Origin of the sequence: Fodinibius saliphilus, from assembly GCF_005869845.1 — a bacterium.
Classification (GTDB): Bacteria; Bacteroidota; Rhodothermia; order Balneolales; family Balneolaceae; genus Fodinibius; species Fodinibius saliphilus.
The window spans coordinates 343,116-355,532 of record NZ_VAWF01000002.1 but is presented as its reverse complement, the minus strand read 5'-3'; the positions used below and the strand labels follow the sequence as shown (position 1 = coordinate 355,532).

General features: G+C 40.4%; 10 protein-coding genes. 4 read left to right on the top strand and 6 right to left on the bottom strand.

From position 1 onward, the window contains the following. Positions 1–49 precede the first annotated feature (49 nt). The gene (locus FCN14_RS09610; protein ID WP_138431066.1) at positions 50–790 is read left to right on the top strand and encodes a segregation and condensation protein A; all 741 of its coding nucleotides are present in this window, start codon (positions 50–52) and stop codon (positions 788–790) included. 22 nt (positions 791–812) lie between these two features. Continuing rightward, positions 813–2,525, top strand: coding sequence for a M28 family peptidase (locus FCN14_RS09605; protein WP_138431065.1), 1,713 nt, complete (start codon positions 813–815; stop codon positions 2,523–2,525). 295 nt (positions 2,526–2,820) lie between these two features. On the opposite strand, the gene FCN14_RS09600 is transcribed toward FCN14_RS09605, so the two are convergent. Further along, positions 2,821–5,754 (bottom strand): CHAT domain-containing protein, encoded by a 2,934-nt coding sequence (locus FCN14_RS09600; protein WP_138431064.1) that lies wholly within the window; start codon positions 5,752–5,754, stop codon positions 2,821–2,823. 92 nt (positions 5,755–5,846) lie between these two features. Here FCN14_RS09600 and FCN14_RS15740 point away from each other — a divergent pair, with 92 nt between their 5' ends. Then, positions 5,847–6,002, top strand: coding sequence for a hypothetical protein (locus FCN14_RS15740; protein ID WP_171032877.1), 156 nt, complete (start codon positions 5,847–5,849; stop codon positions 6,000–6,002). A gap of 50 nt (positions 6,003–6,052) precedes the next feature. Here the strand turns inward: FCN14_RS15740 and FCN14_RS09595 are convergent, their stop codons facing one another. The 3 genes from FCN14_RS09595 to FCN14_RS09585 all read right to left on the bottom strand — a co-directional run bounded on the left by FCN14_RS09595 (position 6,053) and on the right by FCN14_RS09585 (position 10,941). After that, on the bottom strand, positions 6,053–9,151 hold the full coding sequence (locus tag FCN14_RS09595) for a CHAT domain-containing protein (protein ID WP_138431063.1): 3,099 nt from the start codon (positions 9,149–9,151) through the stop codon (positions 6,053–6,055). 111 nt (positions 9,152–9,262) lie between these two features. Beyond that, on the bottom strand, positions 9,263–10,216 hold the full coding sequence (gene ftsY / locus FCN14_RS09590) for a signal recognition particle-docking protein FtsY (RefSeq protein WP_138431062.1): 954 nt from the start codon (positions 10,214–10,216) through the stop codon (positions 9,263–9,265). 134 nt (positions 10,217–10,350) lie between these two features. Further along, positions 10,351–10,941 carry a CDP-alcohol phosphatidyltransferase family protein gene (locus tag FCN14_RS09585; protein ID WP_138431061.1) on the bottom strand — a complete coding sequence of 197 codons (591 nt, stop codon included), beginning with the start codon at positions 10,939–10,941 and terminating at the stop codon, positions 10,351–10,353. Positions 10,942–11,023: 82 nt separating this feature from the next. Between FCN14_RS09585 and FCN14_RS09580 the strand changes: the two genes are divergently transcribed. Then, positions 11,024–11,590 (top strand): NUDIX domain-containing protein, encoded by a 567-nt coding sequence (locus FCN14_RS09580; RefSeq protein ID WP_138431060.1) that lies wholly within the window; start codon positions 11,024–11,026, stop codon positions 11,588–11,590. A 22-nt stretch (positions 11,591–11,612) separates the two neighbouring features. Here the strand turns inward: FCN14_RS09580 and FCN14_RS09575 are convergent, their stop codons facing one another. Together FCN14_RS09575 and FCN14_RS09570 are read right to left on the bottom strand one after the other, a co-directional pair. Further along, a complete protein-coding gene (locus FCN14_RS09575) occupies positions 11,613–11,906 on the bottom strand; it encodes a hypothetical protein (protein ID WP_138431059.1) in 294 nt (97 codons plus the stop codon). A gap of 97 nt (positions 11,907–12,003) precedes the next feature. Continuing rightward, positions 12,004–12,414: a helix-turn-helix domain-containing protein gene (locus FCN14_RS09570; RefSeq protein ID WP_138431058.1), complete on the bottom strand. Its 411-nt coding sequence runs from the start codon at positions 12,412–12,414 to the stop codon at positions 12,004–12,006. Between the last annotated feature and the right edge of the window lie 3 nt (positions 12,415–12,417).

Below are 12,417 nucleotides of genomic sequence, written 5' to 3'. Positions count from 1 at the left end.
CATAACAGCTTATATTTGCGACAACTCATTATAGTTAGATAATTATTATATGTATCGCGTTCAACTCAAAAATTTTGAAGGTCCACTGGATCTATTGCTTTTCTTTATCAAAAGAGATGAGCTCGATATCTACGATATACCTATCTCCTATATTACCAACCAGTTTTTAGAATATATTACCCTGATGGAGGAGCTGGATCTGGATGTAGCCAGCGAATTTATACTGATGGCAAGCATGCTTATGTCGATCAAGGCGAAGATGATGCTGCCTCAGGAAGAAAGTGGGGATGAGCTGGATGAGCACGATCCACGTTACGAGCTTGTACAACAGCTATTGGAGTATAAGCGCTATAAAGAGATGGCTTCCAAAATGGAAAATATTGAAGAGGAAGCACAGAAAAAGCGCTTTCGTGGTTATCATGAAGTCGATCAGGTTGAGAAGCAAGCAAGCGGTGAGGCCCTCCAGGATGTAACAATGTTTGATTTGATGGCTGCTTTTAAAAAGGTGCTAACAGATATTAAAAGGCAGGAGGCGGTCCATCATGTTGAAAAAATCGAGCACTCTATTGAGGATCAAACTGAATACGTATTAGAGCGATTGCAACAAAAGGGACGCACATCATTTTATGATTTTTGCATGGAGTTGCAAACAAGAGCGAAAATTGTAGTAACCTTCCTTGCAGTGTTAGAGATGTTAAAAGAACGGCAGATCAACCTCTATGTTGATGATGATCCTACTTCTTTTTATCTCGACCTAAAGCCCGTAGACGAAATTATTGGAACCAGTTAATCTCATTTTCAAATAATTAACTATGAATGCAAGAACCATCGTACTATCCCTGGTATTGGCTATCCTATTTTCTGGCTGCACGGCCTCCCAATCCTCTATAGAAGAAAACCCATCTACAGAGGCGCCCAATACCAGTAGTGAGGCACTTATAGAATACCAAGATGAAATATCTGTATCCTATTTAAAAAAGCATTTAACAATATTTGCTGCTGATTCAATGAAAGGTCGCGAAGCGGGGACCCCTGCAGAGAAAAAGGCAGCTGATTATCTTGCTGAAGAGTACCAACAGATTGGGCTGGAACCGGCGGGCGATAACAATACTTATTTCCAGAACTTTAAACTGGCAGAAGCAAAGAGCGATAGCGTAGTTTTTAATCTCTATAATACCCAAAATAATCAAAAGGAGCTTGTTGACAGGTCTACTGCCGGTAAAGATTCTAAAGCACATTTTATTCGTCGTTTTGGAGGAACAGATACCCTGAAGGCAGATATTGTGTTTGCAGGATTTGGAGTTAACGATGATTCTTTTGGTGTTCAACATCTCAAGGATATTACGTTGAAAGACAAATGGGTTATGGTATTTGAAGAGATTCCGAATGTAGTGGATGGCGACACGCTGATAGATGCAGCCATTGATAGTCGTTCCCGTTTTCAAACGATTATGGGGCAAGACGCAAAGGGTATGCTCATTATTCCGGCAGCAAACTCTGAAGAATTCGAGGAGAGAGCCCAGAAAATGCAAGCTAATTATGGAAAAGTTGGCCGGCTGAGCCTTGCTTATCGGGATGAAGAGTCTTCTGGCGGTTTTAGTAAAGGGTATAATATTATAAAGCCTTCAGTCGCTGTGAAGGTGCTTGGCCTGGAATCTGAAACAGAGCTTGCAGCATATAGGCAAGAGACTATTGAAAACATTACAGATTTTCAGCCCCGCGAATTGAATTATCAGCTTGACCATATTCCTTATTCATCAGAAAAAGAAGTTATTTCGAGAAATGTATTAGCTTTTTACGAAGGTGTTGATCCTGAACTGAAAGAAGAGATAGTCGTACTTACGTCACATTACGACCATGTTGGGGTTGGGGCCGCTGATTCTACCGGAGATCGTATTTATAATGGGGCTGATGATGATGGAAGTGGAACCATAGGGTTACTTAATGTGGCACGGGCTTTTGCAAAGGCCGGAGAAGACAGGGTGAAGCCCAAGCGGAGTATACTTTTTCTAAATGTATCGGCAGAAGAGAAAGGACTGTTGGGATCCCGATATTATTCCGATCACCCGGTAATTCCTATGGATCAGACAGTGGCCAATATTAATATCGATATGATTGGCCGTATTGATAAAAAGCATAAAAAAGAGGGGGTTGAAAACTATAGCTATATTATCGGGGGCGATATTATCTCTTCGCAACTTGACAGCTTAATTCATGCTGGGAATAGGCGAACTGCCAATATTGCGCTAAGTGACCGGTATAATGATCTGCAAGATCCGAACCAGTTTTATCGACGCAGTGACCATTGGCATTTTGGACGCAAAGGAGTACCCTTTGCTTTCTTCTTTACCGGAGTTCATGAAGATTATCATCGACCATCTGATGAGGTGCATAAAATACGCTTTGAAAAACTTGCTAATATTGTTCGTACCATTTATGGCTCTACGGTAACAATTGCGAACACTGACGAAGCCCCAAAAGTAGATAACCAGGAATTTATAGAGATTACAGGGGATGATAATTAAGCGTGTTGTTCTGCTGGTAGGAAGAGGAAAGGGGTGGGTCCGGAGTTACTCCCTTTCCATGTTGGCACAAGTTACAGAGGTGTTCCAGTAGGGGAATATTTCTGACAATCTTTGTATTGGGATGTCAATTTTTTTGTTACAGAAAACGAACCAAAAAAGTACTTGGGAAAGTTAGATTTTGTTCTGTATATATTCGGGAATCAGGGATTGCTCTTTCTCATTAGTCGTTGTGCTAAAACGTATTTCCCAAGCTTTCGCCCCAGACCCTTATTTTAATCACCTTGGGTTTCGCAGCCTAACGACCTACTACTACAAAAGGTGCCCAATACACCGGATGGTTAAACAAGGGGTGTTTAATCATCTTTAGCTTTGCTTTCCGCATAGCTTTCGCTTTATGGCCAAATGGGATAGATTCATTCCAACCAATCCAGCGGAGCATGCTATCGGTCCAGCCTTCATCCGAGGGTGTGTTTTTAAGGGCTTTATAAAATTCAGTCATAAAAGAAGCTGTTGAGCGGTCGTAGACATTCCAGAGACTTACCACTACCGTTGAGGCACCCGCATAGAAGAACGAACGCTGCATGCCCAGCATGCCCTCTCCTTTCACTACTTTTCCAAGGCCGGTATTGCAGGCGCTTAAAACCACCATGTCAGATTGAATATCAAGGCCAAATATTTCTGAACTGCGTAACATTCCATCTTCTTTTGAGGAAGCGGTTAGTTCCCCTTCTGAGGATAAAGCCAGGCCGCTTCTGCTCGGTCGATCTTCGTCAATAATACCGTGCGTCGCCATATGGATATAGCGATACTGGTCCTGCTGAAGCATCTTTTTGAAGCGTTCTTCGGAAACTTCATTTTCTTTAAGAATAGCCGTTTCTGAAAATTGTGTTGCAATAGAATCAATTTCCATCAGGGTTGAAGGCAGCGCAGAAAGGTTGCTTTGTCTGAAGCTTGTGTTATTTGCATTTTCATTGGAAATATTTGACCCTGCAACGGCCAACAGGTCTTGTCGCTTAAGGTTATCAGAATCTTCAAGCAGACTTAGGCTGGTTAGCGAAGGTTCATACTTAATGCTAAAATCTTCAATAAGATACTGATTTCCACGTGAAAGAGCCTCAAAGGAAAGGTAGGCCAGAGCGCCATCAGGTACAATAACAAGGTTTGAAAACTGCTCAAGCTCATCCTCAAAAGGTTTTATTAAGGTGTTGTACAGTTTTGTTGATTGGTTTCGCAATTGGGCCCGGGGAGCATTTGATAAAATACTGCCTTTAAAATCTGCTACTAAGTCAGTGAGCTGCTCGTCTAATGGTCGGCTTCCGGATAAGGACACCTGTTCTACATGAACATTATCTGAACTGATTAAAAAGGCAATAAGCTGATTGCCGGCAAGTGCATATTCAAGTACCGCCGTTTGTTCATCAGTCAGTGTCTGGGCACGACGCAACGAAATGGGTTCCGGAGATCGCAGGGCTTTCAATTCAGGATACTCCTCATGTAATTTATTTTCGTAAGCCGCATAGTTAAGTTCTGCTGAATGAATTTTTTGTTCAATATTAGCTTGTTCTTCTTTGTCTACCGTTTGTTCTAACGTTGAATAGAGCTCTTCAATGTGACGACGTTTTTTTCTGCGTTTAATACGTACCTCTTTTGGTAACTGGCTGTCAATGTTTTCTGAAGCGTGCACCAGTTGATCACTCAATGATCGAGCCTTGGCTTGCTCTACCAGTTGGTACGCTTCTTCCGGATCTTGTGAATAGGTTAGAATCCAGGAGGCTACTTCGGTATAGAAACCGGAGTGTTGCCCAAAGTATCCCGACTTAAGTTCTGAGACAGCACCGGCATTTGAACGATGTTTTTCAATGAGTGTAATAGCTTTTTTACCATAGGTTATAGCACTGTCAGAGTTCAGCTTGTGATAAAGACGACCTAGGTTTTTGGCAGCACTCAGTTGCTTACTTGAAGGCAGAAACTCGCTGTAGGCATATGCTTTTTTAAAATGGGTAAGGGCTGACTGTACGTTCCCTTTTTTTTGTTCTATTCGCCCCAATAACTCAGAAGATTTGAGTAGCATTTTGTAGCTGTCGGTCGAATCCCCTATTGTTTTAAGCTGGTTGGCAAAGTGTTTTGCTGTCTCAAAATCATTTATTTGGAAGCTGTTCTTCCACATCGTAATGAGGGAACTGTAAATAGCATGAGGGTTTCCTCCCTTCTTACGAAGCTTGTAAGCTCTAGTAAAATAGTCGCTTGCCTGCTGATGTTTACCCTGCTGCCAAAGCAGTTGTCCAAGATTATTAACTCTGCTTGCAATTTGTAAAGGACCAGCCGTTTTTTGGGCAATAGCAAGACTTTGTTGATAATAGCTGAGTGCTTTTTCAAACTCTCCCAACTGTTTATAAAGTAAGCCTATGTTGTTTAGGGCGCTGGAGATCTGTCCCGGAGTTCCTGCTTTTTGGCTGAATTCTAGGCTTTTTTTAAAAGAAACCAGTGCCTGGTCATAGTTGCCACGTTTCCGTTGTATACTTCCTATAAGGCTATATGAATTTGCCAACTGCCGGACGTCCCCTATTTGTTGGATTATCTTCAGGCTCCGGTTAAAGAACTCCAGGGCCTGCTCATAAAGGGCTAAGTCTTTGTAAATATTTCCAATATTGCCAAGGGTAATAGCCACATTTTTTGAGCGATCTATGCGCTTAAAATAAGGCAGTGACTTCTTGTAAAAGTCCATGGCCTTGGTATAATTTCCTTTTGTTTTATAAACCAACCCCAGATTACTGTATACAACCCCAATGAGAAAGGCATCTTCTGACTGTTTCGCTAATTCAAGTGATTTATTATAGTAATCGAGGGCTTGATTTAATTTTCCAATCCTTTTATTAGATAAGCCCATACTATTATAGATATCGCCCCGGTTATAGGCATCGTTGGCAGGATGATTGATATCGAGCAGTTTCCGATAAAGTGCCAAGGCCTCCTCATGTTTTGATAGCCACATCATGGCGCTGGCATATTCTTTTCCTGCCTTTAAAAAAGAAGCAGTATCTTGGAAATTGCTGTAGATATGGTAGGCTTCTCGGTAGTAGAATTCAGACTTTTTTTCTTGTCCCCTTTTGTCGTACTGTTTGCCTTCTTGATAGAGAGAGTCTGCCAGCTGGAGGCTTTGCCCACTAGCTGCACAGGGAATTATTGTCAGTACAATACCCCCGATAATAAGTAGCCGTCTTATATGCATCCCGTTGTAATAAGCAGTATCAGATTTTTGTAAAAAGCTTGTTGTTATAAGTTAAAAAGTTTGTCATTGGGGACAAATTATATCATATTTTTATGCGTCTTCATAAAGAGAGCGCAATGCATTTAATTTTCAAAAAAGATCAGGAGATCATTATGTTTGATTTCAACGAAGAGCAATTAGCTTTAGCAATGCCGGATCAGGACGATGGCTCAACAGCTGACGATGATGATAGTACGACGGCTACGTAGTATTTTAACTAAAATTTCGAAGGCCGCATGATACAGTATGGGGCCTTTTTTTATTGGCCAATAAAAATAAAGGGAGCCCAATATTTAGGATGAGCATATCGTCTCTTTGTTATGATCTCTTTTTTGCCTCGTTGTAATGCCAGAGAAATAGATTCTTCATTTTGATATTGTTCATAGAACTTGATCATAAGACGAGAAGTTGCTCGGTCATTCACATTCCATAATGAGACAAGGAGATTTCTAGCACCCGCATATTGAAATGCTCTGCTCAGACTTATTATTCCTTCTCCTTTTGCCATTTCTCCCACCCCCGTCTTGCAGGCACTCAAAGTAACAAGTTCAGCATTTAGTGAAAGGTTATAGATCTCAGAAGCATGTAATATGCCACCTTTCGGTTCTTCCGGGCTAACACTAAATAGAATACCTGACTGGTGAGGGTTTTCTTCAGAAACATAAGCATGGGTAGCTAAATGTATATAACGATAATCTTTAAGGGGAAGGTTTTTAAAATTTTCTTCTGTGGCTTCCTCTTTAACAAAGATGGTACTTTCTTTTTTATCCCGAAAAGGCCAAAAGCCGCTGGAATAACTCATTAATTCTTCCACTTTGTGCACTTCTTGTTTGCTGAGCGGTAAAGAAGGTAATGGCCGGTTATATCCCGGATATAAATCTCTTTTTTCAGCTGTTGATATTTCAGAGAAAACAGGAGCAAAGGCGAGAAACTCCTTAGATGGTGCGGATTTGCCGGTTTGCTCTTGATGATACAGCTCAAAATAATTGGCCGAGGTCATATAGCTGACCGTATAATCATGAATAAGATAGGGAAGTTCATAAAAGCGTATAGGGTTCTGGTTCTTTTGTGGGTCGGTTACCAGGCTTTCAAAGGGCAGATAATGCAACGTTCCATCCGGAATGATGAGAAGCTTATTTCCATCAATCCCCTCTTTAATAGGTTCTATAAGCTGCTGATAAAGGGAATAACTTCCAGACCTAAAATCTGATACTGAAGAATCCTCCGTGAGTACCTTGCGGTATGCGTTTACTTTATTTGTCAGCAGAGAATCTGTACTAACTTCCCAGAGTTGAAAAGTAGAGTTGGTTATTGTAAATGCATACAAATTTTGGCTACTAAAATAATATTGAATAACTGTTTCTTGCGGTGTCAGAAATTTATTCTGGATTTCGGAAACCTTGGTAACAAGCGGCTGGTATTTAAGGCGATAATACTTGGGATAGGTTTCCTCCAGTGTTTGGTTATGACTGCTCAAGGTTTTTTGGAGGTGGAAAAGGGAGTCTTTCAGGGCCAGCTGTTTGGTAGAATCTGTCTGTTTAGGGGTCTGAGCTAAACTTGAAAGCTGCTGTTGTAAAGTTGTTAACTTGTTACGAAGGTTAGTTTCTCGCGCAATAAGTGAGTCTGGAATATTTGCAAACTTTTGTGCCGCATCTTTTTGCATCTGTTCCAGCAGAATTTGACTTTGGCTCTGTGTTGCGAAATAGAATGCATATTTTTTGTAGTCGGGATTTCCAGTTTCTTGATAAAGCTGAAAGGCGGTTTGAAATCCTTCGTTGTAAATTACTGAGGTTCGTTCTCGGAGTAAAAACTTAGATTCTTCTCGGTTGTAAGACTTTTGTAGCTTATTGATAAGCTGAACGGTCTGTAAATAGGTTTGTAACGATTGGTCTAGCAGTGATCGATAATCAGCTGATTTAGCAGCTTGTTGTTTAATAGTCTGGCCTTTGAGCTGCAATACCTCTAAGAGTTTAGCGGGGTATAACACATCTTTCAATACCACTTCTCCGATATCAATTTCTTTGTTGTAATTGGATACAAAAATAGAAATAGCACGTTCAAAGTATTGTAAGGCTTGTTCAAAGTTATTAATGTGAGCGTACGTCTTTCCAATCTTGGAATAGGTATCTCCAATAAAAGGATGGTTTTTACTTAAGAGATCAAGGTTTATATCAAGATCTTTATGGTAGAAATTAAGTGCTTTCTTATAATTGCCTTTTTTATCATAAGCCTGGCCCAGGTTGGCGTACACATTAGCCAGCTCAGGATGTCCTTCCGGGAAGTGCTTAAGATGTATGTCTTGTGCTTTTTTATAATTCTCAATGGCCTGTTCATATTTGTTCCGATCATAAAATATGGCCCCCAGGTTCTGATACCCAATGGCAATTTCGGGATGATCTTTTCCTAAAATGTTTTTTCTGACGCTTAGCGTTTTTTTAAGATATTCCGTTGCTTTTGCAAGTTCCCCCATTTCGGAATAAACAATACCGATATTGTTATACCCGCGAGCAACAAGCCAATGATTGCGACCATGAAAACCGGTTAACACCCTAACAGCACTTTTCATATGGTCTAAAGCACGCTTATAATCACTTTGATAGTAATAGATTATGGCAATATTATTATATGATTTTGCCAATTCCGGATGTTGGTCCGGTAGCGTTTTACGATCTATTTGTAAAGATGTAAGATAGTGTTCAAGAGATCTGTTATAGTTCCCTTGCTTTTTATATACCGTGCCATGACTGTTATAAATACGACTTAATACTCTTGGATTATTCAGCTGGAATTGATGATATAATGCCTCGGCCCGATCAAGCTTCTGTATTGCTAAGTCATATTTACCTTTTACGGTATACGTTTCTCCTATACCAGCAAGTATTTTAATTTGGCATACCAAGCGCTTGTCAGAGTTTACGGAGCTTACAACATCAGTGGCTTGCTGATAATATGTTAATGCCGTGTCGTAATTAGCTTTATTTACTGCAATCTGCGCTTTTAGGTATAAGTATTGAACATTCAAGATATGGTCTTGGGTGAAGTATTGTTCGGTAACAGCTCGGGCTTTGTTTAGGTATTCTTCTGCTTTATCCAGATTGCCTTGAATGCTTTTATTATTGCTAATTGCATAGAGGGCAGAAGCCTTTTTATTCCACTGTTGTTCTTTCTCAAAAAGGGGAACAGCTTTTTTATAATAGTAGTTTGCCGAATCGTAATGCGCAGCATGAGACAGTGAATCTGCTTTATGAAGGGCCTGTAATCCGTTCGGTTGTGCCCAACCACAGGTCGGAAACCATAAAAAAAGTAATACAATCGAAGTTATAGATTGTAGTAGCTTGCAAAGAGCCCTGTAACCCAAACCGATAGATGTTATTTAGAGATGATGTCCTTAAGCTATTACTACAATAGTCACTAAAAATGTTGAAAATTAAAAATATGATTTTCTTAACGGCCATAGGAGCTCTTGGGGTTAATCCTTAAACATCGAATTTACAAATAGTTCACGATCAAAGACTTGCAGGTCTTCAATTTCTTCTCCCACTCCTATATATTTTACCGGCACATTCAGCTCGTTAGAGATCCCAATAACAATACCACCCTTTGCCGTGCCATCAAGCTTGGTAAGTACCAAGCCGGTGATATCAACAAAGTCGGTGAATGCTTTGGCTTGTTGCATGGCATTTTGTCCGGTAGAGGCATCAAGAACAAGAAGTACTTCATGGGGAGCGCCATCAACAACTTTGCCCATAACACGTTTTATTTTGGCAAGTTCTTCCATTAAGGACTTTTTGTTATGTAGGCGTCCGGCCGTATCAACTAAAGCAATATCAGCACCTTTGGCTTTAGTTGATTCAACCGTATCGTAGGCGACAGCGGCGGGATCCGCGTTTTGTCCCTGTTGGATGATAGGGACTCCTGCACGCTCACTCCAAACTTTGAGTTGGTCTACAGCTGCAGCTCTAAAGGTATCTGCGGCACCAAGCATAACAGTTTTGCCCGCTTTTTTATAGAGATAGGCAAGTTTACCGATAGAGGTTGTTTTGCCAACGCCATTAACGCCAACAACCATTACGATATGGGGTTTTTGTGGAAATTCTGCATCAAACTCAGCTGGTTTATCGGCAGAATGATCTTTGAGTAAGCCAATAATTTCTTCACGCAAAATACGCTGTAGTTCATCACTATTGAGGTATTTATCTTCAGCTACACGTTTTTCGATGCGGTCGATAATTTCGAGTGTTGTTTTAACACCTACATCTGAGGTGATAAGAATCTCTTCTAGCTCATCGAGTACAGCGGCATCTACGGTATCTTTACCGGCAATAGCCTTACCAATTTTTTTCATGATACCGGAGCGACTTTTTTCAACGCCCTTTTCTACTTTCTCTTTTTTCTTGAGACCAATCTTTTCTAAAAAACCCATATATCGTGCTTCCTATTTAAAATATAAAATGTCATCCCAATCTATTTCTGAGTATTTCTCAGGAAATCTTAGGTATTCTCTCCAAAATAGGAGAACTATTGTGCTAAAATGTAAATCGTACTTGAAAAGGCGGTTTAATTAAATGCAATGCCCTTTCGTATTTGATTGAATCGATGAAGATAATCAAACAAAGAGAAAAACATAAGTGCCAGTGATGCTCCCATAAGCATCTGGTGAACTGGAGTTGCTTCGGGATAGAAAAAAGCTGAAAGCCAATATAATCCCAATACATTGACACTTATTTTACCAGACATTACCGCCATAGCTACTTTGCCGCGCAGTTTTCGTATATATAACGACCCCGCCATAATAATAGCGTCGCGGGCAACTTCTATAAGAAGAAACCAAAGTGGGATAAGACCAATATAGGTTGCATACATAAACAAGAAAAAGGCGCAGAATTTGTCTGCTACCGGATCCAGTATTTTGCCCCATTCAGTAACATTATTTGTTAAACGTGCGATATAGCCATCCAGGTAATCCGAAAAGATACCATATAAGACCAGTGCTGTTATGAGCCACGTAATTTTCTGGCCATTAGTATAGTGTAGATATACTATCGGTAAGGCGATAAGAATTCTTGAAAATGAGATCGCATTTGACCATGTAAACAGGTCTTGCTTTACCTCGAAATCTTGTTGATCGATGTTAAATGTTTCGGACAACGAAAACTTATATCTTTGTTATTATTTAGATGTATAATCGGAGATCATCCAATTACGGCTAAAGATACATAAAAATCTTGCTATGAACGACTCCCATGAACTTGTTGAGCAAACTCTTACCTCCACTAAAATTTTTAGCGGCCGCCTGCTGCATCTCTATTTTGATGAAGTAGTACTTCCTGATGATACCATAGCAACCCGTGAGTGGATTAAACACCCCGGCGCCTCGGCGGTAGTTCCGGTATTTGGGAATGGAGATATTATGCTTGTCCGCCAATTCCGATACCCAATGGCGCAAATATTTTACGAGGTCCCGGCCGGAAAAATTGATCCTGATGAAACGGCTGATTCAACAGCCCGGCGCGAACTTAAAGAGGAGGCTGGACTCCAGTGTAAAAAGTATGATTATGTCGGCCATTTCTATCCCGGTATTGGCTATTCGGATGAAATAATTCATTGCTATGTAGCCTGGGATATTACTTCTTTTGAGCAAGCGGTAGATGAAGATGAATTTTTAATAACAGAACGCATACCATTTCAGGATGCTGTGAATATGGTACACAGCGGTGAAATTACTGATGGTAAAACGGTAATAGCTTTACTGCGAACCTGGCACTGGTGGCAACAGCACCAACCATTTAATATTTAGGTATCACGTTCTGAACTTCTAGTTAAGATATAATCTCCTCTTCTACTGCTAACTCATAGATCGATTTATGGAGATCTGAGTCAGATATATCTCCCCGATTAATAAGTTCTTCTACTTCGTCACCTCGTAAAAGCAGTATACAGCCCATTTCGTTGAGCACTTCATCAAACTTTCGGGGATCGGCATTTGAAAGTTTTTCAAGGTCGATACCATCTGGACTTTTGACGGTGTTAACCAGACAATAAAAAGTGTCTTCTTTAGCTTCTTCATCGCCAAAACCAAAAATTTCAAGTTTTGTATCTTCTTTTTCGAGCATAGGGTAATTAAGTGTGTATTAGTAAATATTTCGTATTAATTAATGAAGGAGGATGGGCAATTAGCTTAGGTTCCGGCTGTATTATAACCCATACTTTTTATTGATGGCGTTCTAGGAAATCCCGGGCCTTAATTAGTTCTACTACCTCATCGGTATCCTGGTTCATAATTGCTACCTGAAATAAGCTTACAATAGCTTGCTCTTCAATACAGTTAATTGTTTCCTGTATAGTTGCACACTCCTCCTGTTCACTCACCAAGTCATTAATTCCTTTGACAACATAGCGATAATTTTTCGGTTTTTTGGGGGCTTTTGTTGAGTTGGATCTGGATGACTCTCCAAAGTACTCTCGCAATGCATCTTCCGTGACGTACCATTTTACTCCTAGTTTCCGTGCACGAATTTTACCATCTCTCAGGTATGCTCGGATCGTCATTTTACTAAGCCCCAGCTGTTCATGCAGATCATCAACTGAATATAGTACTAAATCGCCAACTTGTTTGGGCATCGT

What these genes read in the sequence shown, in the direction of transcription:
- FCN14_RS15740 (WP_171032877.1), top strand. Translation starts at nt 5,847, where the DNA reads ATGCGTCTTCATAAAGAGAGCGCAATGCATTTAATTTTCAAAAAAGAT.
- FCN14_RS09580 (WP_138431060.1), top strand. Translation starts at nt 11,024, where the DNA reads ATGAACGACTCCCATGAACTTGTTGAGCAAACTCTTACCTCCACTAAA.
- FCN14_RS09570 (WP_138431058.1), bottom strand. Translation starts at nt 12,414, where the DNA reads ATGCCCAAACAAGTTGGCGATTTAGTACTATATTCAGTTGATGATCTG.
- ftsY (WP_138431062.1), bottom strand. Translation starts at nt 10,216, where the DNA reads ATGGGTTTTTTAGAAAAGATTGGTCTCAAGAAAAAAGAGAAAGTAGAA.
- FCN14_RS09605 (WP_138431065.1), top strand. Translation starts at nt 813, where the DNA reads ATGAATGCAAGAACCATCGTACTATCCCTGGTATTGGCTATCCTATTT.
- FCN14_RS09575 (WP_138431059.1), bottom strand. Translation starts at nt 11,906, where the DNA reads ATGCTCGAAAAAGAAGATACAAAACTTGAAATTTTTGGTTTTGGCGAT.
- FCN14_RS09600 (WP_138431064.1), bottom strand. Translation starts at nt 5,754, where the DNA reads ATGCATATAAGACGGCTACTTATTATCGGGGGTATTGTACTGACAATA.
- FCN14_RS09610 (WP_138431066.1), top strand. Translation starts at nt 50, where the DNA reads ATGTATCGCGTTCAACTCAAAAATTTTGAAGGTCCACTGGATCTATTG.